At 71.8% G+C, this 25352-nt stretch carries 22 protein-coding genes and 1 pseudogene; 16 read left to right on the plus strand and 7 right to left on the minus strand.

Features of this window, described 5'->3' with window-relative positions; genetic code table 11:
- Positions 1 to 7: 7 nt before the first annotated feature.
- The 11 genes from ACH34R_RS28905 to ACH34R_RS28955 all read left to right on the plus strand — a co-directional run bounded on the left by ACH34R_RS28905 (position 8) and on the right by ACH34R_RS28955 (position 13144).
- The gene (locus ACH34R_RS28905) at positions 8 to 1591 is read left to right on the plus strand and encodes a 5-guanidino-2-oxopentanoate decarboxylase (RefSeq protein WP_397564687.1); all 1584 of its coding nucleotides are present in this window, start codon (positions 8 to 10) and stop codon (positions 1589 to 1591) included.
- A complete protein-coding gene (locus tag ACH34R_RS28910; protein ID WP_397564688.1) occupies positions 1588 to 3033 on the plus strand; it encodes an aldehyde dehydrogenase family protein in 1446 nt (481 codons plus the stop codon). Before ACH34R_RS28905 ends, ACH34R_RS28910 begins: the two co-directional genes overlap by 4 nt.
- A 4-nt stretch (positions 3034 to 3037) precedes the next feature.
- Positions 3038 to 4240: an amidohydrolase family protein gene (locus ACH34R_RS28915; protein WP_397564689.1), complete on the plus strand. Its 1203-nt coding sequence runs from the start codon at positions 3038 to 3040 to the stop codon at positions 4238 to 4240.
- Positions 4241 to 4244: 4 nt separating this feature from the next.
- Positions 4245 to 4919, plus strand: coding sequence for a GntR family transcriptional regulator (locus ACH34R_RS28920; protein WP_397564690.1), 675 nt, complete (start codon positions 4245 to 4247; stop codon positions 4917 to 4919).
- Positions 4916 to 6445: an amidohydrolase gene (locus tag ACH34R_RS28925; RefSeq protein ID WP_397564691.1), complete on the plus strand. Its 1530-nt coding sequence runs from the start codon at positions 4916 to 4918 to the stop codon at positions 6443 to 6445. The genes ACH34R_RS28920 and ACH34R_RS28925 overlap by 4 nt, the downstream gene beginning before the upstream one ends.
- A 9-nt stretch (positions 6446 to 6454) precedes the next feature.
- Positions 6455 to 6835, plus strand: coding sequence for a RidA family protein (locus tag ACH34R_RS28930; RefSeq protein ID WP_397564692.1), 381 nt, complete (start codon positions 6455 to 6457; stop codon positions 6833 to 6835).
- Positions 6836 to 6908: 73 nt separating this feature from the next.
- The gene (locus ACH34R_RS28935) at positions 6909 to 7436 is read left to right on the plus strand and encodes a hypothetical protein (protein WP_397564693.1); all 528 of its coding nucleotides are present in this window, start codon (positions 6909 to 6911) and stop codon (positions 7434 to 7436) included.
- 407 nt (positions 7437 to 7843) lie between these two features.
- Positions 7844 to 9637 carry a phosphoenolpyruvate carboxykinase (GTP) gene (locus ACH34R_RS28940; RefSeq protein WP_397564694.1) on the plus strand — a complete coding sequence of 598 codons (1794 nt, stop codon included), beginning with the start codon at positions 7844 to 7846 and terminating at the stop codon, positions 9635 to 9637.
- Between the two features lie 124 nt (positions 9638 to 9761).
- On the plus strand, positions 9762 to 10634 hold the full coding sequence (locus tag ACH34R_RS28945) for a TIGR04222 domain-containing membrane protein (RefSeq protein ID WP_397564695.1): 873 nt from the start codon (positions 9762 to 9764) through the stop codon (positions 10632 to 10634).
- 158 nt (positions 10635 to 10792) lie between these two features.
- Positions 10793 to 11554: an isoprenyl transferase gene (locus tag ACH34R_RS28950; protein ID WP_111171153.1), complete on the plus strand. Its 762-nt coding sequence runs from the start codon at positions 10793 to 10795 to the stop codon at positions 11552 to 11554.
- A 321-nt stretch (positions 11555 to 11875) separates the two neighbouring features.
- Positions 11876 to 13144: a PhoH family protein gene (locus ACH34R_RS28955; RefSeq protein WP_199537370.1), complete on the plus strand. Its 1269-nt coding sequence runs from the start codon at positions 11876 to 11878 to the stop codon at positions 13142 to 13144.
- Between the two features lie 16 nt (positions 13145 to 13160).
- Here the strand turns inward: ACH34R_RS28955 and ACH34R_RS28960 are convergent, their stop codons facing one another.
- From ACH34R_RS28960 to ACH34R_RS28970, 3 genes are read right to left on the minus strand one after another with little or no spacing between them, the layout of a single operon-like run.
- Positions 13161 to 13706 carry a hypothetical protein gene (locus tag ACH34R_RS28960; RefSeq protein WP_397564696.1) on the minus strand — a complete coding sequence of 182 codons (546 nt, stop codon included), beginning with the start codon at positions 13704 to 13706 and terminating at the stop codon, positions 13161 to 13163.
- A 14-nt stretch (positions 13707 to 13720) separates the two neighbouring features.
- Positions 13721 to 15175, minus strand: coding sequence for a sensor histidine kinase (locus tag ACH34R_RS28965; RefSeq protein ID WP_397564697.1), 1455 nt, complete (start codon positions 15173 to 15175; stop codon positions 13721 to 13723).
- Positions 15172 to 15846 (minus strand): response regulator, encoded by a 675-nt coding sequence (locus tag ACH34R_RS28970; protein WP_397564698.1) that lies wholly within the window; start codon positions 15844 to 15846, stop codon positions 15172 to 15174. The genes ACH34R_RS28965 and ACH34R_RS28970 overlap by 4 nt, the downstream gene beginning before the upstream one ends.
- 331 nt (positions 15847 to 16177) lie before the next feature.
- Between ACH34R_RS28970 and ACH34R_RS28975 the strand changes: the two genes are divergently transcribed.
- Together ACH34R_RS28975 and ACH34R_RS28980 are read left to right on the plus strand one after the other, a co-directional pair.
- Positions 16178 to 16966, plus strand: a complete 789-nt coding sequence (locus ACH34R_RS28975; RefSeq protein WP_397564699.1) for a lytic transglycosylase domain-containing protein — start codon at positions 16178 to 16180, stop codon at positions 16964 to 16966.
- A 119-nt stretch (positions 16967 to 17085) separates the two neighbouring features.
- Positions 17086 to 19050, plus strand: coding sequence for a glycosyltransferase family 2 protein (locus ACH34R_RS28980; RefSeq protein WP_397564700.1), 1965 nt, complete (start codon positions 17086 to 17088; stop codon positions 19048 to 19050).
- Between the two features lie 159 nt (positions 19051 to 19209).
- Here the strand turns inward: ACH34R_RS28980 and ACH34R_RS28985 are convergent, their stop codons facing one another.
- Positions 19210 to 19668, minus strand: coding sequence for a peptidase inhibitor family I36 protein (locus ACH34R_RS28985; RefSeq protein ID WP_397564701.1), 459 nt, complete (start codon positions 19666 to 19668; stop codon positions 19210 to 19212).
- A gap of 285 nt (positions 19669 to 19953) precedes the next feature.
- Between ACH34R_RS28985 and ACH34R_RS28990 the strand changes: the two genes are divergently transcribed.
- The 3 genes and pseudogenes from ACH34R_RS28990 (at position 19954) to ACH34R_RS29000 (ending at position 20521) form a co-directional block, all read left to right on the plus strand.
- Positions 19954 to 20235 carry a hypothetical protein gene (locus tag ACH34R_RS28990; protein WP_397564702.1) on the plus strand — a complete coding sequence of 94 codons (282 nt, stop codon included), beginning with the start codon at positions 19954 to 19956 and terminating at the stop codon, positions 20233 to 20235.
- A gap of 35 nt (positions 20236 to 20270) precedes the next feature.
- Positions 20271 to 20336, plus strand: a pseudogene (locus tag ACH34R_RS28995) (hypothetical protein); the annotation flags it as partial.
- 35 nt (positions 20337 to 20371) lie between these two features.
- Positions 20372 to 20521 (plus strand): hypothetical protein, encoded by a 150-nt coding sequence (locus ACH34R_RS29000; RefSeq protein WP_397564898.1) that lies wholly within the window; start codon positions 20372 to 20374, stop codon positions 20519 to 20521.
- 48 nt (positions 20522 to 20569) lie between these two features.
- Here the strand turns inward: ACH34R_RS29000 and ACH34R_RS29005 are convergent, their stop codons facing one another.
- The 3 genes from ACH34R_RS29005 to ACH34R_RS29015 are packed head-to-tail and all read right to left on the minus strand — an operon-like array spanning position 20570 to position 25098.
- Positions 20570 to 21970, minus strand: a complete 1401-nt coding sequence (locus ACH34R_RS29005) for a class II fumarate hydratase (protein WP_397564703.1) — start codon at positions 21968 to 21970, stop codon at positions 20570 to 20572.
- Positions 21971 to 22012: 42 nt separating this feature from the next.
- Complete coding sequence (locus ACH34R_RS29010) at positions 22013 to 23899, minus strand: protein kinase (protein ID WP_397564704.1); 1887 nt, start codon at positions 23897 to 23899, stop codon at positions 22013 to 22015.
- 35 nt (positions 23900 to 23934) lie between these two features.
- Positions 23935 to 25098 (minus strand): serine/threonine-protein kinase, encoded by a 1164-nt coding sequence (locus ACH34R_RS29015; RefSeq protein ID WP_397564705.1) that lies wholly within the window; start codon positions 25096 to 25098, stop codon positions 23935 to 23937.
- Positions 25099 to 25352 lie beyond the last annotated feature (254 nt).

The following is a 25352-nucleotide window of genomic DNA, read 5'->3' on the forward strand; positions in this document are numbered from 1 at the left end:
ATCGCTGATGCGCTGCGGCGAGGCGATCGTGGCCACCCTGCGCCACTATGGTGCCGACACCGTGTTCGGCATCCCCGGCGTCCACACGCTGGAGTATTTCCGCGGGCTGGCCCGCCAGGACATGCGGGTGGTGCTGCCCCGGCACGAGCAGGGCGCGGCGTTCATGGCCGACGGGCACGCCCGCGCCACCGGCAGGCCCGCCGTCTGTTGCGTGATCACCGGGCCCGGCGTGACGAACGCCGCCACCGGGATCGGCCAGGCGTATGCCGACTCGGTGCCGATGCTGGTGCTGGCCAGCGTCACCCGGCTGGACACGCTCGGCCGCGGGCGCGGGCACCTGCACGAGAGCAAGGACCAGCGGGGCATCGTCGAGCCGATCACCGGGCTCGCCCTGAGCGCGCGGTCGGTGGCCGAGCTGCCGGAACTGCTGGCCCGCGCCTGGGGCGCGCTGACCTCCGGCCGCCCCCGCCCGGTGTACGTGGAGGTGCCGATCGACCTGCTGGCCGAGGAGGTCGGCGACGGCTGGACGCCCCTGCCGCCGGTCACCGAAGCCGGCCCGCACGAAGACGTCACAGAGGCCGCCGCACTGCTGGCCGGAGCCGGACGCCCCGCCATCATCGTGGGCGGCGGCGCCCGAAAAGCCGCCGCCGAGCTGCGCGAACTGTCCAAGAGGCTGGCCGCCCCCGTGCTCACCACGGTCGCCGGGCGCGGGACAGTCCCCGACGACGGCCCGCTCAGCACCGGACGCGTACTCCAGCGCGCCGCCGTACGGGAGTGGCTGGCCGAGCGGGACGTCGTACTCGCCGTCGGCACCGAACTGTCCTCCACCGACATCAACGTGGACACCCTCCCGCTCAAGGGCAGGCTGATCCGGATCGACGTGGACCCGGCGCACCTGCCCGGCGACTACCCGGACGCGCTCTGCCTGCGCGGCGACGCCAGGCAGCTCACCGAAAAGCTGCTCGCCCTGCTCCCCGACCGGCACCCGGACAGCACCACGACAGAGCGCGAGGTCAAAGAGCTCAGGGCCATGGCCGAGGCCGCGGCCCCGCCGTACCGGCCCTGGCACCGCACCGTCCTGGAAGCGATCTTCGCGGGCCTGCCCCCCGATGTCCGTGTCTTCTCCGACATGACCCAGCTCGCCTACACCGCGACCCAGGTCGTCGCGATGCGGGAGCCGGGACGCTGGAACCACCCCTCGGGTTTCGGCACGCTCGGCTACGCCGTACCCGCCGCGATCGGCGCGCTGGTCGCGGACCCGGACCGGCCCGTGGTGGCGCTGGCTGGCGACGGCGGCATCCTCTACACCGGCCAGGAGATCATCACCGCGGCCGAGCTGGGCCTGCCGCTGATCGTGCTGCTCTGGAACAACCAGGCGCTCGGTCAGATCCGCGACGACATGATCGCCCGCGGCATCGAGCCGATCGCCGTCACCCCGCGTACGCCGGACTTCGCCGCCCTGGCCACGGCCATGGGCGCGGCCGTCGAACGCCCGGCCACCGTCGCCGACATCACCCCGGCCGTGCGCCGGGCCGTCGAACGCGGCGGGCCCGTCCTGGTCCAGCTCGACGAGGAGGTACTTCGCGCATGACCACCACCATCGCCCACCACATCGGCGGAAACTGGGTCGAGGGCGAGGGCGCGCCGCTGCTCGACGTCAACCCGGCCTTCCCCGGCACGGTCCTCGCCGAGGGCAGGCACGCCACCCCGGCGCAGGTGGACCGGGCGGTCGAGGCGGCGGCCCTGGCCGCGCCGGGCTGGGCCGCGACGCCGTTCCGGTCCCGCGCCGCCGTACTGGTCAGGGCCGCCGCGCACATCCGCGCGCACGCCGACCAGTGGGGCAGGGAGCTGTCGGAGGAGGAGGGCAAGACCCTCGCCGAGGGCACCGGCGAGGTGCGGCGGGCCGCCGACATCCTCGACTACGCCGCCTCCGAGGCCGACCGGTCCACCGGCGAGCTGTTCGACTCCCCGCGCGCGGGGGAGCGGGTGCTCGTCGTCCGCAAGCCGATCGGCGTCGCCGGGGTGATCACTCCGTTCAACTTCCCGATCGCCATCCCGGCCTGGAAGATCGCGCCCGCCCTGAGCTACGGCAACGCGGTGGTGTGGAAGCCGGCCGAGGTCGTCCCGCTGCTGGCGATCCGATTCGCCGAGGCGCTGGAGGCGGCGGGGCTGCCGCCGGGCGTACTGAACCTGGTCCACGGCGGCGTGGAGGTCGGCTCCCGGCTGGTCGAGCACCCCGGCGTGAACGCGGTGAGCTTCACCGGCTCCACCACGGTCGGCCGGGCGCTGATCGCCCGCTGCGGCGCGCTCGGCAAGCCGGTGCAGACCGAGATGGGCGGCAAGAACGCCGCCGTCGTGCTGGCCGACGCCGACCTCGCCGCGGCGGCGGCGCAGATCGTGCCGGGCGTGTTCGGCGCGACCGGCCAGCGCTGCACCTCCAACACCCGCCTGATCGCCGACCGCGCGGTGGCCGGTGACCTGCTGGAGGAGGTCGTACGGCTGGCGGGGGCCATCACGGTCGGCGACCCGCTGGACCCGGCGACCACGATGGGCCCGCTGGTCACCGCCACCGCCAGGGACAACGTCGAACGCGCGGTGGCCGATGCCGTCGCGGCCGGGGCGAGGCCGCTGACCGGCGGCGAGCCCTACCGGGACGGCATGCTCGCCGAGGGCTTCTTCGCCGGGCCGAGCGTGCTGGCCGCGCCGGGGCCGGAGCTGCCGCTGTGGCGGACGGAGGTGTTCGGGCCGGTCCTGGCCGCGCTCACCGCCGACGGCCCGCAGGAGGCGCTGGCCATGGCCAACGCCTCCGACTACGGCCTGTCCGGGGCGATCTTCACCAAGGACGTGTCCACCGTGCTGGACGCCATCGACCGGTTCGACGTCGGCGTGCTGCACGTCAACACCAACTCGGCGGGGGCCGACCTGCACGTGCCGTTCGGCGGCGAGAAGGGCAGCGGGTTCGGTCCCAAGGAGCAGGGCCGCGCGCCCCGCGACTTCTACACCAGGACCACGACGGTCTACCTGAAGGGATGAGGGCATGACGCGGATCGTGGTCAGCGGCGGCACTGTGTTCGACGGCACGGGGGCCGCACCGGCCAGGGCCGACATCGCGATCGAGGGAGACCGGATCGCCGAGGTGGGCGTCGGCCTGGACGGCGACGAGGTCATCGACGCGACCGGGATGACCGTGCTGCCCGGGTTGTTCGACTGCCATGTGCACGTGTGCTCCTCGGGGCTGGACCTGGTGACCCGGCTGGAGCGGCCGTTCTCCTACCAGTTCTACGCCGCCGCGCGGAACATGGCCGCGATGCTCGACCTCGGCATCACCTCCGCGCGCGACGCCAACGGGGCCGACCTCGGCATGAAGCGCGCCCAGGAGGAGGGGCTGCTGGACGGCCCGCGGCTGAGCATCGCGGTCACGCTGATCAGCCAGACCGGCGGGCACGGGGACGGCTGGCGGCCCTCCGGCTGCACGATGAAGTACACGATCGCGCACCCGGGCCGCCCGGACGGCATCGCCGACGGCCCGGACGCGATCCGGCACAAGGTCCGCGAGATCATCCGGGCCGGGGCCGACGTGATCAAGGTGTGCACGACGGGGGGCGTGCTGTCCTCCCGCGACCATCCGCACGACACGCAGTTCCAGCCGGACGAACTCGCCGTGCTGGACGCGGCGGCACGGGCCGCGCACAAGCCGTGGATGGCGCACGCCCAGTCGCCGGAGGGCATCAAGAACGCGGTCAGGGCCGGGGCCAGGTCCATCGAGCACGGCATCTACCTGGACGATGAGTGCCTGGAACTGATGGTGGAGCACGGCACCTGGCTGGTGCCCACGCTGGTCGCCACCAAGACCATCCTCGACATGGCCGACTCGGGCGTGCGGCTGAGCCCGGCGGCGGTGGCCAAGGCGCGGGAGGCGTTCGAGGCGCACCAGGTGTCGTTCGCGCGTGCGGTCCAGGCCGGGGTGAAGATCGCGATGGGCACCGACACCGGGGTCGGGCCTTTCGGGTCGAATCTGGATGAACTACCGCTGATGCTGGCCGGTGGGATGACGCCCGCGCAGGTGCTGCACGCGACCACGGGGTCGGCGGCGGACCTGCTGGGGTTCGGCGACCTGGGGCGGCTCACGCCGGGCAGGCTGGCGGATCTGGTACTGGTCGAGGGCGACGGCCTGGAGGTGACCGGGCTGGCCGGGCGGGTCCGGCTGGTGATGATGAACGGCGAGATCAGGCGGGGCTGAGCCGATGGAGATCGAGGCGGCCACGCCGCCGCAGACCACGCAGCAGTACGTGCTGGCGCGGTTGCGCAGGGCGATCCTGACCGGCGCGCTGCCGCCCGGCTCGCCGATCAGGCAGGACGCGCTCGCCGAGCGGTTCGGCGTCAGCCGGGTGCCGCTGCGCGAGGCCCTGAAGATCCTTGAGGGCAACGGGCAGGTCATCTACCGGCCGCGGCGCGGCTACGTCGTGGCCGAGCTGTCGTTCGATGACCTGCTGGAGGTCTACCGCCTGCGCGAACTGCTGGAGTCGGAGGCCGCCCGGCAGGCCGTCGGCCGGATGGGCGAGGACGACGTACGACGCCTCGCCGAGGCGCACGAGGACGTCGTCGCCGCCGGTAAGCAGGGCGACGTGACCGCGATGGCCACCGCGAACAGGCGCTTCCACTTCACCCTGATCGACGCCTGCGGCATGCCCCGGCTGCGGCGCTTCCTCGGCATCCTGTGGGACGCCACGGACGTCTACCGCACCCTCTACTACAGCGAGGCGACCAACCGGGACCGCGTGGAGCGCGAGCACGACGGCATCGTGCGGGCGGTCCGCGCCCGCGACGCCGACCTGCTGGTCCGCCTGCTGGACGAACACCGGGCGGGCACCGTCGCGACCTTCCGCGGCTTCCTCGGCGAGCAGAAGCAGGAGACATGACGACGCTCACCATTGCCGGCGCCCTGCTGCCCGGGCACGGACCGGCCACCACGACCGTGCTGGTGAAGGACGGGCGGATCGCCGCCATCGGGGAGCCGCCCACCGGGACGGTGCTGGACGCCGGGGGCGGCAGCGTGCTGCCCGGGTTCATCGACGCCCACGCCCACCTGCTCAGCCTGGGCGAGTCGATGGCCGTGCTGGATCTGCGCGACGCCGCCGGCTTCGCCGAGGTCGTCCGCCGGGTCGCGGCCCGTGCCGCCTCCGCCGCCCCCGGGGAGTGGATCATCGGGCGCGGCTGGACCCCGGCCGGCGACCCGCCGCACCACCACCCGCTGTCGCAGGCCGCCCCGGACAACCCGGTCCTGCTCAACCGTTTCGACCACCACGGCGCGGTGGTCAACGCCGCCGCGCTGAGGCTGGCCGGGGTGGACGCCGGCACCGCCGACCCGCCCGGCGGGCGGGTGCTGCGGCACGAGGGGGAGCCCACCGGCGTGCTCCTGGAGACGGCCGCCGACCTGGTGCGGGCGGTGATCCCGGCGCGGGACGCGGCCGGCCGGCGGCGGCTGCTGCGCCAGGCCGCCGCGCACTGCCTGCGCCTGGGGCTGACCGGGCTGCACGACGCCATCGACGACGTGACCTGGATCGATGACTACCGGGCGCTGCTCGCCGAGGGCGTGCCGATGCCGCGGATCTTCGGCATGGTCCGCGCCCCGGCGGAGGGCGACCTGGCGGAGTTCGCGGGGGACGTGCTGACCGGTACCGGCGATCCGCGCTTCGCGTTGCAGCGGCTGCGGCTCGTCTCCGACGGCGGGCTGGCCGCGCGCGGCGCGCTGTTCGCCGAGCCGTACTGTGACGACCCCGGGCACAGCGGGGCCGCCCTGGTGACGCAGGAGCGCATCCGGGAGGCGGCGCGAGCCGTACTGGCCCACGGGCACGGCCTGACCGTGCACGCCATCGGCGACCTGGCCAACCACCGGCTGCTGAACACCCTCGAACCCCTCGTGGCCGACCGGCCCGGCCACCGGTTCGTGGTCGAGCACGCCACCGTGGTGACCCCCGGCGACCAGCGGCGGATGGCCGCGCTCGGCCTGATCGCCTCGGTCCAGCCCGCCCACCTGCACGCCGCCACCGGCTACCTGCTGGACCGGCTCGGCGCCGACCGCGCCCGGCACGCGTACGCCTTCCGCTCGATGCTGCGCGCGGGCGTGCGGCTGGCGCACGGCACGGACTTCCCGGTCGCGCCGCCCGACCCGATGCTCACCCTGCACGCGGGGGAGACCCGGCAGAGCCGGTCCGGCGGGGAGCCGCTGTTCCCCGCCGAACGGCTGACCCGGGCCGAACTCCTGCACGGCGCCACGGCCGAGGGCGCCTACATGGCCCGCCGCGAACACGACCTCGGCGCGCTCACCCCCGGCCACCGCGCCGACCTCGTCGTCCTGGACCGCGACCTGTTCGCCGCCGATCCCGCGGAACTCCCGCAGATCCGCGTCCGGCACACCCTGATCGACGGAATCCCCGCCCAATAAGGAGAAAAGATGACCTCGACCGCCGTCCTCGTCCCCGGTTCGCCCGCCCCTTCCGGCCCGTTCTCGCAGGCCCTGGTGCGCGGCAACATCGTGGCGCTGTCCGGCCAGGTCGGCATGGACCCACAGACCCGCAAGTACGTCTCCGACGACGTGGCCGGCCAGACCCGCCAGGCGCTGGCCAACCTGCGCGCGGTACTGGAAGGCGCGGGCGCGTCGATCGCGGACGTGATCTCGGTGCGCGTGTTCGTCACCAAGGAGGAGCACATCAAGCTGGTCAACGAGCCCTACAAGGAGGTCTTCGCCGAGCCGTATCCGGCGCGGACCGCCGTCGTGGTGGGCCTGCCCGGCCGGATGCTCGTCGAGATCGACGCCATCGCCGTCAAGGTCTGACCACCCGGCGGCGGTTGTTCGCCGTCAGCGTTGCGGGGTGTCGCTTTCCTATAAGCGGTGTAATCTCCATTACATGGAAAGCGACGAAGCAATCAGTCAACTGCGTGGATGGTTCACCGGCCGGTTGCCCGGCGACTGGTTCACCGGTGCGCCGGAGATCGTGCTCGATCGCGAGGAGATCACCGTCATCGGCCCGCTCGCCCCGCCGGTCACCCCCGATGGCGCTCCGGAGGCCGAGCGGGCCGCCGCCGCCGAAGGGCTGGCGCGGCGGTTCCGGGAGGAGACCCGGGAGCGGCGGATGGAGATCGCCCGCGAGGTCGAGCACCGGTTCCGCAAGAAGGTGTCGTGGGGGGTCTCCGTCGGCGGCGAGACAGTGATGTTCACCACACTGTCGGTGCCGGTGATGACCCGCCTGCGCCAGTCCGAGCGTCAGGTTCTGGACACCCTGGTGGCCGCCGGAGTGGCCAGGAGCAGGAGCGACGCGCTCGCCTGGTGCGTGCGCCTGGTCGGCCGGCACACCGATTCGTGGCTGGCCGAGCTGAGGGACGCGCTGCAGCACGTGGACCGGGTCCGCGCGGCCGGGCCCGACATCGATTCCTGACCCCCTGACGAGGTGTGGCGGGCGCGCTTCACCCCCCGTTCACCGTGCTTGCGAAGGGCCGGTGCGCAGGCGAATCGGTAAGGCGTCTGGACTAAACCTCTTACCGGATTGGTTTAGACCTACGGCAGTGGTTTATACCAATGTCCCAACGGCTTTTCTTTAACTCGCGAACAACTGGGTAGGCTCCCCGGATCACGGTGAGAACGCCGCCGGTTCGGCGTTCTGACCTCCTGCGATGCAGGGGACGTGGCAGGAATTCGACCCAGGCAGGTTTATCGATCGGCAAGGCGTTACGAAACCCGCCGGTGGTTCCGGGCCAGACCAGCGACTGGTCTAAGCCAATTGGATCGACCGCGGAATTGTCGTTGATGATGTCTTGGCCACGCGAGTGTAGAGGAGCCGTCGCTGTGACCCTTTCCGTTGAGGCACCCGCCCCGACGACCCACGCCGAACTGGTCGCGTGGGTCCGCGAGATCGCCGCACTGACCGAGCCGGACCGCGTCGAGTGGTGCGACGGGTCGGAGGCCGAGTGGACCCGTCTGACCAACCTGCTGGTCGAGCAGGGCACCTTCACCAGGCTGGCCAAGCGGCAGAACAGCTTCTACGCCGCCTCCGACCCGACCGACGTGGCGCGGGTGGAGAACCGCACGTACATCTGCTCCGAGCGTGAGGAGGACGCCGGGCCGACGAACAACTGGATCGCCCCCGACGAGATGCGCCGCACCTTCGGCGAGCTGTTCCGGGGGTGCATGCGCGGCCGGACGATGTACGTGGTGCCGTTCTGCATGGGCCCGCTGGGCGGGAACATCTCCCAGCTCGGCGTGGAGATCACCGACTCGCCGTACGTCGCGGTGTCCATGCGCGTCATGACGCGCATGGGCGAACCGGCGCTGCGGCTGATCGAGGAGCGCGGCGACTTCGTCAAGTGCGTCCACTCGGTGGGCGCGCCGCTCGCGCCCGGCCAGGCCGACGTGCCGTGGCCGTGCAACCAGACCAAGTACATCAGCCACTTCCCCGAGACGCGCGAGATCTGGTCCTACGGCTCCGGCTACGGCGGCAACGCGCTGCTCGGCAAGAAGTGCTACGCGCTGCGGATCGCCAGCGCGATGGCCCGCGACGAGGGCTGGCTGGCCGAGCACATGCTCATCTTGAAACTGACCCCGCCGCGCGGCGAGGCCCGGTACATCGCGGCGGCCTTCCCGAGCGCCTGCGGCAAGACCAACCTCGCCATGCTCGCCCCGACCATCCCCGGCTGGAAGGTCGAGACGATCGGCGACGACATCGCCTGGATGCGCTTCGGCCCGGACGGCCGGCTGTACGCGATCAACCCCGAGGCCGGGTTCTTCGGCGTCGCGCCGGGCACCGGCGAGACCACCAACGCCAACGCGATCAAGACCCTGTGGGGCAACAGCATCTTCACCAACGTCGCCCTGACCGACGACGGCGACGTGTGGTGGGAGGGCCTGACGGACGAGCCGCCGGCCCACCTCACCGACTGGAAGGGGCGTCCGTGGACGCCGGCGAGCGACGAGCCCGCCGCCCACCCCAACGCCCGGTTCACCACCCCGGCCGCGCAGTGCCCGACCATCGCCCCCGAGTGGCAGGACCCGGCGGGCGTGCCGATCTCGGCGATCCTGTTCGGCGGCCGGCGGGCCACCGCGGTGCCGCTGGTCACCGAGGCGCTGAGCTGGCAGCATGGCGTGTTCCTGGGCGCGAACGTCGCCTCGGAGAAGACCGCGGCGGCCGAGGGCAAGGTCGGTGAGCTGCGCCGCGACCCGTTCGCGATGCTGCCGTTCTGCGGCTACAACATGGGCGACTACTTCGCCCACTGGCTGGAGGTCGGCCGCCGCCAGGGCGCGGACCTGCCGCGGATCTACTACGTCAACTGGTTCCGCAAGGGCGCGGACGGCTCGTTCCTGTGGCCGGGGTTCGGCGAGAACAGCCGGGTGCTCAAGTGGATCGTGGAGCGGCTCAACGGCGAGGCCGAGGCCGTGAGCACGCCGATCGGGCTGGTACCCGACCGGCTCGACACCGACGGGCTGGACATCTCCCCGCAGGCCCTGGAGACGCTGCTGTCGGTGGACGCGGAGGCGTGGAAGGAGGAGGCCGCGCTGATCCCGCCGCACTTCGAGACCTTCGGCGACCATCTGCCCAAGGAGCTGTGGGACGAGTACCACGCGCTGGTGAAGCGCCTGGGCTGAATCCACGACGTCGTTTTTGTCCGGCGGGCGAACTTTCCCGTCTGCCGCGGCGTCTCACTGAGCTGGGACTGGTTCGGGTCTTTTCCCGGCCCAGCGAAACTCAGCGAAACTCAGGGAGACGTCGGTGAATTCGGTGACCGCGCTGCTCGCCCTCGCCGTGGTGGTGCTGACCTTCGTCGCCACCAAGTCCACCGCGGCGAAGATCCGGCGGCTGCGGCCCCCCGCCGACGTCCGTCAGGCCCGGGGCGATCTGAACCACTACCAGATCGCCTTCCTGGCGGGCGGGCCGCGCAGGGTCGTGGTCACCGCATTGGCGACGCTGGCAGCGACCCGGGCGATCGAGATCGCCCGGGGCGGCCGGGTCGGCCTGGTGCGCGGCGCGGCGTCCTACGATCCGGTCGAGCTGGCCGTGCTCGACGCGGTCGCCGCGCGCCCCGGCCGGATCAAGGTGGCCGCGATCCGTGGCGAGGTGGCGCGCGGACCTGTGCTGGAGGGCCTGCGCCGCGACCTGGCCGGCCGCGGCATGCTCATCCCCGAGCAGGTGTACGCGCCGGCCGGCCGTTCGCTGGGCAGGCTGCGCAGGATCTCGCAGGCGGCCCTGGTGACGGCCGTGATCGTCGTGGGGCTGGGTGGCGCGTCGGTGCAGTCCATCGTGATGGCGGTCGTCGTGGCGGGCTTCGCGATGTACGCCCACGCCGTTGCCTCGGAGGCGAACGGCGATCGGCGCAACGCGGTGAGCGCCGCGGGCGACGCCGAACTCGCGGCGGCGCGGGACGTCTACCGCGAGGGCGGCCCGCCGGTCGCGCCCGGAGTCGTCCACGAGGTGGGGATGCCGGTCGCCCTCTACGGGCCGGGCGAGCTTCGTGACGAGAGGCTGCGGCGTGAGCTGACCCGAGACGGGCGGGGCAAGTCCTCCGGGGACGGGGACGAGGTCGGTGGCTGGAGCGACGGGGGCGGTGACGGCGGCAGCGGCGGTGACGGCGGGGGCGGCGAATGAACCCTCCGAACCCCTGCCGGAGATGGCGGATCCCCGTCACGTGACCGATTGTGGGGACAGGCGACCCCCGGAGGCGGTGATAATTGCCTGTGTCGTGTCGCCTGTGATCCGGGCGTGGCTCCGCGCGGTGAGGGCGGTGGCCGGAGGGGAGGATTCCCGTGGGCGTGCGTGATCTGCTCTACCGCCTGTACGAACGCAGGCTGGGCACCAGGCTCGCGCCTGACATGATCCCCCGGCACGTGGGCGTCATCATCGACGGCAATCGCCGCTGGGCGCGCTCGATGGGTCTGGACGACGTCAGCCGCGGCCACCGCAAGGGCGCCGACAAGATCTCCGAACTCGTCACCTGGTGCCGGGACGCCGGTGTCGAGTTCGTCACGATCTGGATGCTTTCCAGTGACAACCTGGCCCGCCCCAAGAACGAGCTGGAGCCGCTACTCAAGATCATCGAGGACGTGGTGCAGGAGCTGGTCGCGACCGGGTGGCACATCAAACCCGTGGGCGCTTTGGACCTTCTGCCGGATCACACCGCACATGTCCTGAAAAATGCAAAAGAAGTCACCTCCGACCGCCCCGGGCTGATTGTGAACGTGGCGGTTGGGTATGGAGGAAGACGTGAGATCGCTGATGCGGTGCGCTCTCTCCTCCAGGAGCACGCCAGCACGGGGGCGAGTATCGAGGATCTCGTTGAGGTTCTCGATGTCGAGCACATCGCGGAGCATCTCTACACGCGCGGACTGCCCGACCCGGATCTGGTCATCCGGACCTCGGGGGAGCAGCGCCTCTCCGGCTTCCTGCTCTGGCAGAGCGCCCACTCGGAGTTCTACTTCTGCGAGGCCTACTGGCCGGATTTCCGTAGGGTCGACTTCTTGCGGGCGCTCCGCTCCTACGCCGCGCGGCACCGGCGGTACGGCTCCTGATCCGGCGTACGTGCCGGAAACGGCATGTGAACTGCCCCTTTCAGTCGGGTTCGGCATATTGGGGACCAGCAGTTCAGGACGTACCGTAGAAGGTGGGCGGCAGCGTCCGCCCCACTTCGGAGAGGGCCCGCTTTTGCGCACAACACCTGCTGAGGGGGCCGGAATCCGGCTTCGCCGGCGGCGTGGCGCGGGGCCGGGCCCGGTACGAATCCCACCTCATCTGGTCAGGGCGTCGACCCCAAGAAGGCGCCCGGGGGAGATCGCGTGGCAGTGTCCTCGACCCATCTACCCAACGGCAGCCGCCCCGCGCGGCGCACCTACGTGCTGGACACCTCGGTACTGCTCGCCGACCCGGCGGCGATGACCCGCTTCGCCGAGCACGAGGTAGTCCTGCCGATCGTCGTCATCACCGAGCTTGAAGGCAAGCGCCACCATCCAGAACTGGGCTACTTCGCCCGCAAGGCGCTGCGCTACCTCGACGACCTTCGGATCACGCACGGCAGGCTGGACGCGCCCATGCCGATCGGCGAGGGCACCGTGCGGGTGGAGCTCAACCACAGCGACCCGTCGATCCTGCCGGCCGGCTTCCGGCTCGGCGACAACGACACCCGCATCCTCACCGTCGCGCGCTCGCTCGCGGCCGAGGGGTGCGACGTGGTGCTCGTTTCGAAGGACCTGCCGATGCGGATCAAGGCCGCGTCGATCGGTCTGGTCGCCGAGGAGTACCGCGCCGAGCTGGTCGCCGAGTCCGGGTGGACGGGCATGACCGAACTACAGGTGACCGGCGATGACATCGCCGCCCTGTTCGAGCACGGCACGCTGGAGCTGCCCGAGGCGGCCGAACTGCCCTGCCACACGGGCCTGCGGCTGCTCGCCGCGCAGGGCTCGGCGCTGGGCAGGGTCGCGCCGGACAAGTCGGTGAAACTGGTCCGCGGCGACCGCGAGGTGTTCGGGCTGCACGGCCGTTCCGCCGAGCAGCGGATCGCGCTCGACCTGCTGATGGACCCCGAGGTCGGCATCGTGTCGATGGGCGGCAGGGCGGGCACCGGCAAGTCCGCGCTGGCGCTGTGCGCGGGCCTTGAGGCGGTCCTGGAGCGCCGCCAGCACCGCAAGGTGGTCGTCTTCCGGCCGCTGTACGCGGTGGGCGGGCAGGAGCTCGGCTACCTGCCCGGCACGGAGAACGAGAAGATGGGGCCCTGGGCGCAGGCCGTCTTCGACACGCTCGGCGCGGTGACCACGCCCGAGGTGATCGAGGAGGTCATCGAGCGCGGCATGCTGGAGGTCCTGCCGCTGACCCACATCCGCGGCCGGTCGCTGCACGACGCGTTCGTGATCGTGGACGAGGCCCAGTCGCTGGAGCGCGGGGTGCTGCTGACCGTGCTGTCGCGGATCGGCGCCAACTCCCGCGTGGTGCTCACCCACGACGTCGCCCAGCGCGACAACCTGCGGGTGGGCCGGCACGACGGCGTGGTCGCGGTCGTGGAGAAGCTCAAGGGCCACCCGCTGTTCGCGCACGTCACGCTGACCAGGTCGGAGCGTTCGCCGATCGCGGCACTGGTCACCGAGATGCTGGAGGACCTCACCGCCTGACGGGCTCCAAGGGGCGTCACGGGGGGAGTTGCGTGTCCGGCGAGGCCAGATCCCGGAACTCGCTGCACACGTGCTCTCCCCGGGTGTGGGGGGTGCCGTCGGCCTCCATCTGGGTGACCTGCACGACCCAGATCTCCCGGCTGCGCAGCCCGGCGGTGGTGCAGGTGAGCTGGGCCAGCGCGGTACGGCTCAGCGTCTCCTCGCCGCCGACGAAGATGTGCAGCCGAAACCCGCGCGGCACGTCGGGGTCGTTCCTGGCGACCTGGCCGTACCGGCTGAGCTGGCTGTCCCGCAGGGTGAAGCCGCGCAGGTCCGAATCCATGCCGGGCGGCGGCAGGTCGCTCGCCTTGAACAGCGCGGCCACGATGTCCTCGATGGTGTTGGAGGCCGCCGACACCCGGGCGGGCGCGAGGCGCTGCCCGCGCAGCAGGTAGACGGTGATGAAGGTCGGCTCGTAGCTGACCACCGGCGCGTGCCCGTGGTCGTCGACGCCGCCCGCCTCGATGCCGCACCCCATCGGTACGGCCAGCAGCAGCGCCGCCATCCACCTGATGCCTTTCATGCCTTTCCTGCGTTTCATGCGTTCGGCAGCCAGACCGTGAACAGCGTGCCAGGGTCCTGCCGCCGGACCGAGATCGTGCCGCCGTGCAGTTGTGCGTTGGCCCGCGCGATGGACAGCCCGAGCCCGCTGCCCTCGCTGCGCGCCCGGCCCGCCTCGGCCTTGAAGAACCGGTCGAACACGTGCGGCAGGTCCTCGGCCGAGATTCCCTTGCCGTGGTCGCGCACCTTGACCTCCAGCCCGTTGGGCGTGCCGCGGGCGCTGAGCAGTACCGGGGGCGCGCCGTGCCGCAGCGCGTTGCCCACCAGGTTCGCCACGACGACGTCGAACCGCCGCGGGTCCAGGGTGAACGCCAGGCCCTCCGAGACGTTCACCCGCACCTGGTCCGCCCAGCCGCGCACCTCCAGGCAGTCGGCCAGCGCGTCGGCGATGTTGACCTGTTCGACGCGGAGGGTGGCGGTGCCCGCGTCCAGGCGGCTGGCCTCGATCAGGTGCTCGACGAGCACGCGCAGCCGTTCGATCTCGCCGAGGACCAGCCGTACCGCCTTGGCCGGTTCTGAGGGGAGCCGTTCGGCCTCCTCATGGAGCATGTCGGTGACCGCGGTCATGGCCGCGAGCGGGGTGCGCAGCTCGTGGGAGACGTCGGCGACGAAGCGCCGCGAGATGGCCTCCAGCGAGCGCAGCTCGGTCACGGTCTTCTCCAGCGCCGAGGCCGACTCGTTGAACGTCGCGGTGAGCCGGGCCAGCTCGTCGCGGCCGTGTACCGGCAGGCGGGTGTCCAAGCGGCCCTCGCCGAGCGCGCGGGCGGCCAGGCCGAGCCGGCGGACCGGCAGCAGTACCCGCCGGGCCGACAGCAGCGCGCCGGTGAGCCCGACGATGAGCGTGATCGCGCCCGCCTTCGCCAGGCCCTCGCGCAGGTCGGCCAGGATGCGCTGCTCGTCGGAGAGGGAGACGAAGACGTACACCGTCATCCCGGTCGGCAGGATGGCGCCGTTCCTGGCCAGGCGCTGCACCTGCGTGCCGATGACCAGCCACGTCCGCCCGTCGATCACGGCCCGCTGCGACACGATCCGGTGCTTGGCCCGCACCTCCAGCTCGTAGGGCACGTCCTCGACGGTCATGTGCTCGGCCGAGTAGATCGCCTCCTGGTAGGTGAGGATCACCTCGCGGCCGGGGGCGCGCAGCGACCTGTGCACGGCGCTCAGATCCTCGCCGGTGGGCGGCAGCTCGCCCGGCCACAGCGCCCCGATCGGCACCGAGATCTGCTCCAGGGTGTTGGTCACGTCGGACACCGCGGCCCGTTCGGTGCGGCTCACCAGCGCGGTTTTGACCAGCGTGTACCCGATCCCGGCGACCAGCGCGGAGGCGCTCATCGCGACCAGGGCGAAGGTGATCACCAACCGGCCGCGCAGCCCGGTCGGCCGCCGCCAGGCCCGCCTGAGCGCCTCCAGCGCGTGCCGGAGGTTCCTCACGGAGGGCTGAAGCGGTAGCCGAACCCGCGGACGGTGTGGATGAACACCGGTTCGGCGGGCACCGGCTCGATCTTGGCCCGCACCCGCTGGACGCAGGCGTCCACCAGGCGCGAGTCGGCGATGTGGGAGTGGTCCCACACGACGCGGAGCAGGTGGCGGCGGTTGAGGACCTGGCCGGGGTGGCGGACGAGTTCGAGTAGCAGCCGCAGTTCCGTGGGCGTCAGGTGGATCTCCCGCCCGCCGCGGGTCACCTTCAGCGCGCCGCGGTCGATCACCAGGTCGCCGAACGCGATCCGGTCGGAGGAGGCCGACTCGGCGCGGCGCAGCACCGCGCGGATGCGCGCGTCGAGCACCCGCGGCTCGACCGGTTTGACGACGTAGTCGTCGGCGCCGGCCTCCAGGCCCACCACCACGTCCAGATCGTCGCCCCGGGCGGTGAGTAATATCACCGGAAGCTGGTCGAACCTGCGGATGCGGCGGCAGACCTCCACGCCGTCGATGCCGGGCAGCATCACGTCGAGAATGGCGATCTCGGGCCGCCGGGCGCGTATGTGGTTCAGGGCTTCCTCGCCGGTGGTGAACGCGGTCACCGAGTGCCCCTGCCGCGACAGGGCCAGTTCCAGTGCCGTGCGCACCGAGGGATCGTCTTCGACGAGGAGGATGCCAGCCACGCGGTCATTATGGTTCGCCGGTCAGTGTCGCCGTCGTGTGTCACGGAACTGTGACATATCGCCCATGCAATGGGGATAGAGGACCGCAAGTCTGGTGGGGGGTCCGTCCTTCGGGCTCGGGGGTTCCGAAGGGGGGACCTTACGTATGGGGTACCGTCACCCTTTGGTGGCGGCGCGGTAAGGAAAATGTGGCGAACATCACATTCGCCGGGAAAGTCCATGTCACCGTGTGGCTAGATCATCCATACGGTGAACGGTCGCTTGCCCGGGCGGCCCAATTCCGCCGTTCCGGTTGCGGAGCACCCCCTGGTTCACGGCATGCTCATAGGTCGTGAGTTCAGGTCCGGAGTTGAGAGAGCGCGCCGCGTCACAAGGGACCCGGGGCCGCCGCAGGAGCACCCAGCGCTCCGCCCGCGGAGCCTCCGCGCGCGCCGGCTCCCCCGCCTCCCCACCGCCGCCGAAGCGCCCACGCGGCGCGTCGTGGCTCTCCCCCAAACGCATCATCATTTTCGTCGTCACCCTGGTGGTGATCGCCGGAGGCGGCGGCTTCGTCGCCTACACCGCCTACCAGAACTCCAAGCGCCCGGTGGCCGCGCCGCCGCCGCTGGAGGAGTGGGCCAAGCTGTTCGGCGGCGACCCGTTCGCCCCCGACCCCCAGGCCGACGTCCAGAAGGCCGCCGCGGCCCAGGCGCTGCGCCGGCGCGCCCTGGAAGACCGCAGGAAGGGCCGCGACCCGCTGGACGCCGTCGAGATCCCCGAGGAGGCCCCCGGCGGCGACGGCTTCCTGCCGAAGGACTTCCCGCAGGGCTCCAACCCCGACCCCGGCAGCAACAAGGCCATCGGCAAGCAGATGAACGCCGCGGCCGGGTTCGGCGCCGAGTGGGGCTGTCTGGAGAAGCTCTGGCACAAGGAGAGCGGCTGGAACGAGCGGGCGATGAACCGCTACAGCGGCGCGTACGGCATCCCGCAGTCGCTGCCCGGCTCCAAGATGGCCAGCGCGGGCGGCGACTGGCAGACCAACCCGGCCACCCAGATCAAGTGGGGGCTCGGGTACATCAAGGGCCGGTACGGCTCGCCCTGCGGCGCCTGGGGCCACTCCCAGCGGGTGGGCTGGTACTGAGGTGCCGGTACGCGCGGGCGTAATTCACGCCCCAAGGGCGGGTATGCACACGCCGTGCTTCCAGCCCGGGTCGGCAAGCCGCAGTGCGCAGGGCCCCGCCCGCGCGCAGGCTTGCTCGCATGGGTGTGAAGGTCAGCGTGGTGATGCCGGTCCGCGATCCCGGGCAAGACGCGGACGCGGGCATCCGCTCGGTGCTTGAGCAGACGTTCCCACCAGACGGCTACGAGGTGATCCTCGTCGATGCCGGGTCGGCCCCCGGCGTGGCGTCCCGGCTCGACGCCATGGCCGTGGGCCGGCCCCACGTACAGGTACTGCACCTGCCCAGGGCGGGCTGGCCGATGCGGGCGCGCAACGCGGGCCTGGCCGCCGCCCAGGGCGAGTACGTCTACCTGATCGACCAGGGCGACCGGATGCCGCCCGGGGTGGTGCGGCTGATGTACGAGCGGGCGATGGCCGCCGAGGCCGACGTACTGGCCGGGCGGGTCGTCAAGGACGGCGGCCTGCCGCCCGCGGTCGCCCAGGTGGACCGCGACCGCGCCGACATCCTGCGCGACCGGCTGCTCACCCAGCTCACCCCGCACAAGCTCTACCGGCGGGCCTTCCTGGAGGAGCACGGGCTGCGCTTCGACGAGCGCGGCGGGCCGCTGGCCGAGGAGACGTTCGTGCTGCGGGCGTACCTGGCGGCCAAGGTCGTCACGGTGGTGGCCGAGTCGGTGTGCTGCCGCGTCACCCCCCGGCCGCGCCGCGAGCAGCCGCCCGCCGACGCCGCCGCCGAACTCGACGCGCTGCTCGACATCGTGGACGACCACACGCCGCCGGGCAGGCAGCGCGACCGCATGTACGCCCACTGGTTCCGCACGGTGGTGCTGCGGCCCTTCTCCACCGGCAGGTTCCTGTCCTCCTCCAAGGACCGGGCCGAGATGTACGGCGCGATGCGCGAGCTGGCCGTACGCCGGTTCCCGTCCCGCCTGGACCCGCTGCTGCCGGTCCACCTGCGCGCGGTGGCCGTGCTGCTGCGGGCCGGGCGGCTGGACCAGCTCGCCATCCTGGCCGGCATCACCCGGGGCGTCGGCATGCGCGTGGAGCTGCGCGAGGCCCGCTGGGAGAACGGCGTGCTCAACCTGTCCCTCGCGGGCGAGCTGACCCAGTCCGACGGGTCGCCGCTGTGGTTCCAGGTGGCCGAGGAGCGGCTGTACTGGATCCCGCCCGCCGACATCGACCCGCTGCTGCTGCCCCCGGCGCTCACCGAGGTCGGCGACGCGGTCGCGCGGGCGCGGCTGCACGTCTTCGTGCGGCACGAGGAGACGGGGGAGATGTTCGCGGTGCCCACCACGAGCGAGATCCACGTCAAGGGCGACGGCGACGAGGTGCGGCTGGTACTGGCCGGGGAGGCCCGCCTGGACGTCTCCACGGTCGCCGTGGGGCATCCGCTGGACGGCGGCATGTGGGAGATCCACGCCAGGATGCAGGGCGGCTCCTACCATGCCAGGGCCCGCGTCACGGGGGGCCGCCCGGGCGGGGCCACCGGCCGTCCGTATGGCACGGACGCGGGGCACGCCTGCGCGGGCGCGGTGGCCGACCATCCCAAGCGCCTCATCGTCCCGTTCTGGTCGGAGAAGGGCACCCTCCAGGTGTGCGTGGACCCCCGCTCCTACGCGGAGTCCATCGCCCTGGTGTCACCGGGGTCCTCGGTCGTGCGGCGTGCCGGGCACCTGTTCGTGGTGGTGCCGGTGCCGTACGTGCCGCCGAGCGGCGGCCCGCCGGTGGAACTGATCCTGCGCAACGGCTCCCGCGAGGTCACCGCCCCCGGCCTGGTCGAGCCGGGCGAACCGGGCAGGTTGGCCGGCCAGCTCGCCGCCAGGGTCCCGATCAGCCGCCTGCCGTCCGCCGGCGCCCTCGGCCCGGGCGCCTGGGTCCCTGCTCTCCGCACCGACGACCGCGAGATCCCCCTGCGCTTCACCCTCGACATCACCCGCACCGGCCGCCCCAACCTCCGCCCCCCGGGCACCCCTCCACCCACCCCCTTCCACCGCCGCCTCCTCACCACCCTCAACAACCCCCGCCGCCTCCTCCGCCGCTTCTGAGCGGGGGGCGACCGACACGAGAGCGGCCACCGCCTGCCCTTCGGCGCCTTTACGCCTCAAGAATCAGAACGGTGGCCGCGTCTCCATCACCCAAGGGTCTTCTACGGCACGCTATGACACCAGGCCGAGAACGCCCGGCCGGTACCGGCGGCCATCAACTCAGCAATACGAGGTCCATGAGCTGATCATGTCATTGATATGAATTCGGGAGAGCCTTTCCTCCCATCCACCCGAGCCGACGGCAATTCCTCTCCCGTCTAGGTTGTGTTCAGTATAGAAGCAGATCGTCCTGCTTGTGCGATTCCAGAGGGAAGACGTCTTGTCGTTGAAGTTGTTGCCGACGTACAACATCTCGCGGTCGCCCTCCCCCCACCCCTTCATCGCCCCGGTGCCGTAGTCGTGCTCCCACAGGCATACCATGCCCGCCTTGCAGAACTCCCACTCCATGACCTTGGCCTGGGCCGGTGCCGCGGTGACCAGGGTGGCCATGGCGCAGGCCGCCGCCACCGCGCCGGCGAGCAGGGTCTTTCGCTTTTTCATCTTTTGCCATTCGCTCGTGCCCGTGCCACATGTCGGTGAGCCCATGGCTCGTGACCGCGGGAAGTGCGCCTCGTTCATGCGTACCTGCCGGCATCGTCTCGATCCGCTGGACGCGCTCTCGTCGCACGGGCGTCTTCGGGGTACCGAAAGAATCCGCCCGACGGATATCCAGTGGCCAGCCCGTTTTCTGTCCATTTCATAGCCACATGCGTTTTCTGGCCCTCAGCCTGGCGCTCCACATCGCCCTGGAAAGCGTGACACCACCCGAGCGCCTCGCGTTCGTGCCCCACGACTCCTTCGGGATGCCGCTCAGCGAGATCGCCCAATGCCCTCGATCAGTACAACCAGCGGCGCCATGAGCATGTGCTCTCGTTCGCGGTACCGCTGACGAGTACACTCGCAGGTAGGAGCGCCGGGCACGCGCATGAGGAGTTTCACCACCTGGTGGATCGGCTGTCGGCCGTCCAGGCGCGCCGCCTGCTGCGCCTGGTGCGGACGGATCCGGAGCTGGCGGAGGCGGTGAAGGAGCCCGACCGGCCGGTACGGCGTCGCCTCTCGATCGCCGGCATCGGCGCTTCCGGCCAGGGCGATCTGTCGGAACGGGTGGAAGACCTGCTGGCGGAACGGTTCAATTACTCCGTGTGACCGCTGTTCTGCTGGATACGGGACCTCTCGTCGCCGTGGTCGACAGAGACGACGAACACCACGCCACCTGCGTCCGGCTGTTGGAGGGCCTGGATGGTCCGCTGCTCCTGCCCTCAACGGTCTTGATCGAGGCCGGGTGGACCATCAACCGGAACATGGGCTCGTCGGTTCACGCACGGAAAGGCTGGCGGTCTCCCACATCGTCACGCTCGACTACCGGAATTTCTCGCTGGTGCGCCCGCGCCACGTACCCGCCTTCACGCTGCTGCCCGGCATTTCCCGGTAAGGACCCGAAGCGGGCCCGGGGTGAGGCGGGCCCGCTTTCGTGTGGCCGTCAGTTGCCCGGGGGGCGGGTCATGGAGAGGACGTCGAGGATGGCGTCGAGTTGTTCTTCGGTGAGGGTGCCCTTGGCGACGTGGCCGCGGTCGAGGACGGCCTGGCGGATGGTCTTGCGTTCGGACAGGGCCTCTTTGGCGATCTTGGCGGCCTCTTCGTAGCCGACGTGCCGGTTCAGCGGGGTGACGATCGACGGTGACGACTCCGCGTACTCCCGGCAGCGCTCGGCGTTGGCGGTGATCCCCGAGACGCAGCGGTCGGCGAACAGCCGGGAGACGTTGGCCAGCAGGCGGATCGACTCCAGGATGTTGCGGGCGATCACCGGCATCATCACGTTCAGCTCGAAGCTGCCCGCCGCGCCCGCGAAGGCGATGGCCCCGTCGTTACCGATGACCTGGGCGGACACCATGCACACGGCCTCGGGCACGACCGGGTTGACCTTGCCCGGCATGATCGAGGACCCAGGCTGGAGGTCGGGCAGGTTGATCTCGCCCAGCCCCGCGCGCGGCCCCGAGCCCATCCAGCGCAGGTCGTTGGCGATCTTGTTGAGCGCCACCGCCGTGACCCTGAGCTGCCCCGACAGTTCCACGATCGCGTCCCGCGCGCCCTGGGCCTCGAAGTGGTCGCGGGCCTCGGTGAACGGCAGGCCGGTCGCCTCGCGCAGCCCCGCGATGACCTTCCTGGCGAACCCCGGCGGCGTGTTGATCCCGGTGCCCACCGCCGTACCGCCGAGCGGCAGCTCGGTCACCCTGGTCAGCGCCGAGTTGATCCGCGCCACGGCGTTGTCGATCTGCGTCGCGTACCCGGCGAACTCCTGGCCCAGGGTGACCGGCGTCGCGTCCATCAGGTGGGTCCGCCCCGACTTGACCACCTGGGAGAACTCGATCGACTTGGCCCGCAGCGCGGTCGCGAGGTGTTCGAGGGACGGGATCAGGTGGAAGACCGTCTCGGTCGTCGCCGCGACGTGGATCGAGGTCGGGAACACGTCGTTGGACGACTGCGAGGCGTTGACGTGGTCGTTCGGGTGGACCTTGCGGTCGTCGCCCGCCCGGGACTCCGCCAGGGTGGCGATCACCTCGTTGGCGTTCATGTTCGAGGAGGTGCCCGAACCGGTCTGGAAGACGTCGATCGGGAACTCCGCGTCCCACTCGTTCTCCGCCACGTCCGTGGCCGCCTGCGCGATGGCCTCGGCCAGGTCCTTCTCGATCACGCCAAGCTCGCCGTTCACCTCGGCGGCCACGGCCTTGATCAGGCCCAGGGCCGCGATATGGGCGGGTTCGAGCCCTCGGCCGGAGACCGGGAAGTTCTCCACCGCCCGCTGGGTCTGGGCCCGCCACTTGGCGTCCGCGGGAACGCGTACCTCACCCATCGAGTCATGCTCGATCCGAAACTCGCTCATGTGCTTAGTCTGCGCTGCCGCCCCGAGCGAGAATTCACCGGCTCAGGTCAACGCCCACACCAGGAAGATCACGACCACCGCGAGCAGCAGGAGACCGGTACAGACCAGAATGAACTTCCGTGCCCGGCTCTTGGAGTCGCCGACCTCGGGGGGCGGCGGACCGGCGATCGCGAACAGGTCGGTGCCCAGCCCGCCCCCGCTCAGCGTGCCCTCGTCGCCGCCCGGACCCCGGCCGGGCCTGCCGGTGCCGGGGGTGCCGGCCACGGGGATGCCGGGGTAGGACGACGCGGGCGGCCCGGAGACGGCGTTCGGCGGGCCCTGGGGGGTCGCCTGGGGGCCCGGCGGGTACAGCGGGCCGCCCGGGACCCCGGGGCCGCCCTGCGGCGCGTAGGGGGGCATGGCGGCGTGGTCGCCGGTGCGCGGCATGGCCGCGTACGGGCCGGTGCCGGGGCCGGGGGCCTGCGGCGGCCGGCCGCCGGGGGCGCTGAACGGGCCGGTGCCGTGAGCAGGGGCCTGGGGTGGCATGGGGGCCTGCGGGTGCTGCGCGGCCGGGCCGTACCCGTTCTGCGGGGAATGCGGCGGCTGCGGATGCGCCTTGGTCTCCTGGCCCTGCGGGACGGCGGGCTGCGGCGGCTGCGGCCGGGGCGGCACCGGCGGGCCCGGGGTCTTCGCCGGGGGCAGCCTGACGCCGGACGGCCTCGCCACCGCGATGGTCCGCTCCGGGTCGAAGGGCCGCTCCTCCCGCTTGGGGCGGGTCTGCTCGGGGTCGTACGGCGGAGCGTCCCGCTTGGGGCGCGTCTCCTCCGGGTCGTACGGCGGGGCGGCGTCCTGCTGGGGCGGGGTCTGCTGCGCGGCGGCGGGGCGGGCCGCCGGTCGTTCGCCCGCGCCCTGGTCCGGCCGCGCGGCGCCCGGCGCGGCCGGGTACCCCGGCGGCGGGGCCGGAGCCGAGAACGGCTCAGAAAGCGCCGCGGGCAGCCGAGGGTTCCCCGGCCTGGAAGGGGCCCCGGTCCCAGGAGCGGGCGCGTGGCCCGGAGTGCTCGGCGGACGATGCGCGGGTGAGGGGCCCGGATCGGCCCCCGAAGGCCCGGGAACCGGTTCGTCCGAGGGGGTGTCCGCCACCGCCCGTAGCATCGTCGCCGCCTTTCCGGCCGTAAGCCGTACCTTGTGGTCCTTCTCCAGCAACGCGTCCAGCACCGGGCGCAGCGGCCCCGCCTGGGTCGGCGGGTCGGCGCTCTCGGTCATCAGCGCCGCCAGCGTCGCCGCCACCGACGAACGCTCGTACGCCGGCCGTCCCTCGACCGCGAAGTACAGTGTCGCCCCCAGCGACCACAGGTCCGACTCCGGGCCCGTGTACTCGCCGCGCGCCCGCTCCGGCGCCGTGTACCCCGGCGACCCGATCACCATGCCGGTCCTGGTCAGTTTGGCGTCGCCGGTCGCCTTGGCGATGCCGAAGTCGGTGAGCACCACCCGCCCGGTCTCGGTGACCAGTACGTTGCCCGGCTTGACGTCGCGGTGCAGGATGCCCTGGGCGTGCGCGGCGCGCAGCGCGCCGAGCAGGTCCGAGCCGATCTCGGCGACGAGTCGCGGCGGCAGCGGCCCCTCCTCGTCGATCACCTGCTCCAGCGAACGGGCCTCCACCAGCTCCATGATGATCCACGGCCGTCCCTCCGCCTCGATGGCGTCGTAGACGACGGCGACGGACGGGTGGTTGATCCGCGCCGCGGAGCGGCCCTCGCGGACCATGCGTTCGCGTAGCTCGGCCTGCTGCGGGTCGCTCAGCCCCGGCTCCTGGCGGATCTCCTTGACCGCCACGTCGCGACCGAGGGAGTGGTCGCGGGCTCGCCAAACGGTACCCATGGTGCCACGGCCGATGGGCGAGATCAGCTCGTAACGATCGGCGAGCAGGCGGCTCTGACGATGGGGCGGCATGTGTAGACGATAGCCATTTCTGGTTACGAACCGCTTTAGCCTCGCTTGCGAAGTTCGCGCGGCCAGAAGCGGCGAGGCAGGACCATTCTGATGATCGTGGACATACGCAGGACCAACGGCCTGGGCGGCGGTGGCTCGGCGGGTTTGCGATGCACTCCCTCCGTGGCCCGGCGGTGCCCGCCGCGCGGTGGTTGCGGCGGGGGCGGCGCGGCGGTCGCGCCGTTGGGACGATGCGGCGCGGCCGGCGCGTCGCGCGGCGGCGCGGGCCGCGACTCGGCCCGGTGTACGCCGCGGTGGCCGGGCCTGCGCGGGGCCGGCGGGGCCGGGATCGCGGCGCGTATCGGCCTGCGGGCGGCCTGGGTCAGCGGCTCTTCGGCCGCTCCGCCCGCCGCGACCCTGGCCAGCATCAGCGACGCCCTGGCCGCGTCGAGCCGGGTGTCGGGGTCGATCCGGAGCAGTCCGCGCAGCACCGGGGCGAGCGGCCCGGCCTTTTCCATCGGGATCGGCGCGCCGCTGGTGAGCGCGGCCAGGGCAGCCGCCGCGGTACGCCGTCCGTGCAGGCCCTTGCCCTCGACCGCGGTGTAGAGGGTCGCGCCGAGCGACCACAGGTCGGCCGCGGGGCTGGCCTTGTCGCCGAGCACCCGCTCGGGCGCGATGTAACCGGCCGAACCGAGCACGATGCCGGCCTGCGTGATCGACGCGTCGCCCTCCAGCGCGGCCAGCCCGAAGTCGGTCAGCACCGCCCGATCGTGGGTGACCAGCACGTTGCTCGGCTTGACGTCGCGGTGCAGGATGCCCTTGGCGTGTACGGCGCGCAGCGCGCCCAGCACCTGCCGGCCGATCTCGGCCACCTTGCGCGGCGGCAGCGGCCCCTCCTCGCGGATGAACTGCTCCAGCGACCTGGCCTGCAACAGCTCCATCACGATCCAGGGCCGGTCGTCCTCGGTCACCACGTCGAACACGGTGATCACCGAGGGGTGCGCGACCATCGCCGTGGCCCGCCCCTCCCGCTCGGTCCTGGCGCAGAGTTCGGAGCGCAGATCCTCGTCGAGAACGAGCGGCAGACGGACCTCCTTGACAGCCACTTGACGGTCCAGAAGCTCATCGCGTGCTCGCCAAACGGTGCCCATGCCGCCGCGGCCGACAGGTTCGCTCAGCCGATAGCGCGCGGCAAGAAGGTATCCCGAGGGCGCACGCATGGGTGGCAGCTTACCGATTTGCGTAATGCGACCTGTAGAGACAGGGCCGCTTTTTTGTCGAGATCTTCGGTCAGAGCAAGCCGGCGGGGGTGCGTCCCCTGCCCGACCATGGTCTCAAACATCGCTCGCAGCTGGTAGGGGAGGCCACTATTGCAACTTGATTGCATTTGCGTCATCCTGGCAAGTGTCAGTTCGGTCCGAGGGGGTCTCGTGGCATACGGCCTGGTCGCAGCCGCCGCCGACGCGGTGGAGGT

It is taken from the genome of Spongiactinospora sp. 9N601, from assembly GCF_044326295.1.
Lineage (GTDB): Bacteria > Actinomycetota > Actinomycetes > Streptosporangiales > Streptosporangiaceae > Spongiactinospora > Spongiactinospora gelatinilytica.

What these genes read in the sequence shown, in the direction of transcription:
- ACH34R_RS28910 (WP_397564688.1), top strand. Translation starts at nt 1,588, where the DNA reads ATGACCACCACCATCGCCCACCACATCGGCGGAAACTGGGTCGAGGGC.
- ACH34R_RS29015 (WP_397564705.1), bottom strand. Translation starts at nt 25,098, where the DNA reads ATGCGTGCGCCCTCGGGATACCTTCTTGCCGCGCGCTATCGGCTGAGC.
- ACH34R_RS28960 (WP_397564696.1), bottom strand. Translation starts at nt 13,706, where the DNA reads ATGAAAGGCATCAGGTGGATGGCGGCGCTGCTGCTGGCCGTACCGATG.
- ACH34R_RS28985 (WP_397564701.1), bottom strand. Translation starts at nt 19,668, where the DNA reads ATGAACGAGGCGCACTTCCCGCGGTCACGAGCCATGGGCTCACCGACA.
- ACH34R_RS28930 (WP_397564692.1), top strand. Translation starts at nt 6,455, where the DNA reads ATGACCTCGACCGCCGTCCTCGTCCCCGGTTCGCCCGCCCCTTCCGGC.
- ACH34R_RS28925 (WP_397564691.1), top strand. Translation starts at nt 4,916, where the DNA reads ATGACGACGCTCACCATTGCCGGCGCCCTGCTGCCCGGGCACGGACCG.
- ACH34R_RS29010 (WP_397564704.1), bottom strand. Translation starts at nt 23,899, where the DNA reads ATGCCGCCCCATCGTCAGAGCCGCCTGCTCGCCGATCGTTACGAGCTG.
- ACH34R_RS29005 (WP_397564703.1), bottom strand. Translation starts at nt 21,970, where the DNA reads ATGAGCGAGTTTCGGATCGAGCATGACTCGATGGGTGAGGTACGCGTT.
- ACH34R_RS28980 (WP_397564700.1), top strand. Translation starts at nt 17,086, where the DNA reads ATGGGTGTGAAGGTCAGCGTGGTGATGCCGGTCCGCGATCCCGGGCAA.
- ACH34R_RS28935 (WP_397564693.1), top strand. Translation starts at nt 6,909, where the DNA reads ATGGAAAGCGACGAAGCAATCAGTCAACTGCGTGGATGGTTCACCGGC.
- ACH34R_RS28905 (WP_397564687.1), top strand. Translation starts at nt 8, where the DNA reads ATGCGCTGCGGCGAGGCGATCGTGGCCACCCTGCGCCACTATGGTGCC.
- ACH34R_RS28920 (WP_397564690.1), top strand. Translation starts at nt 4,245, where the DNA reads ATGGAGATCGAGGCGGCCACGCCGCCGCAGACCACGCAGCAGTACGTG.
- ACH34R_RS28915 (WP_397564689.1), top strand. Translation starts at nt 3,038, where the DNA reads ATGACGCGGATCGTGGTCAGCGGCGGCACTGTGTTCGACGGCACGGGG.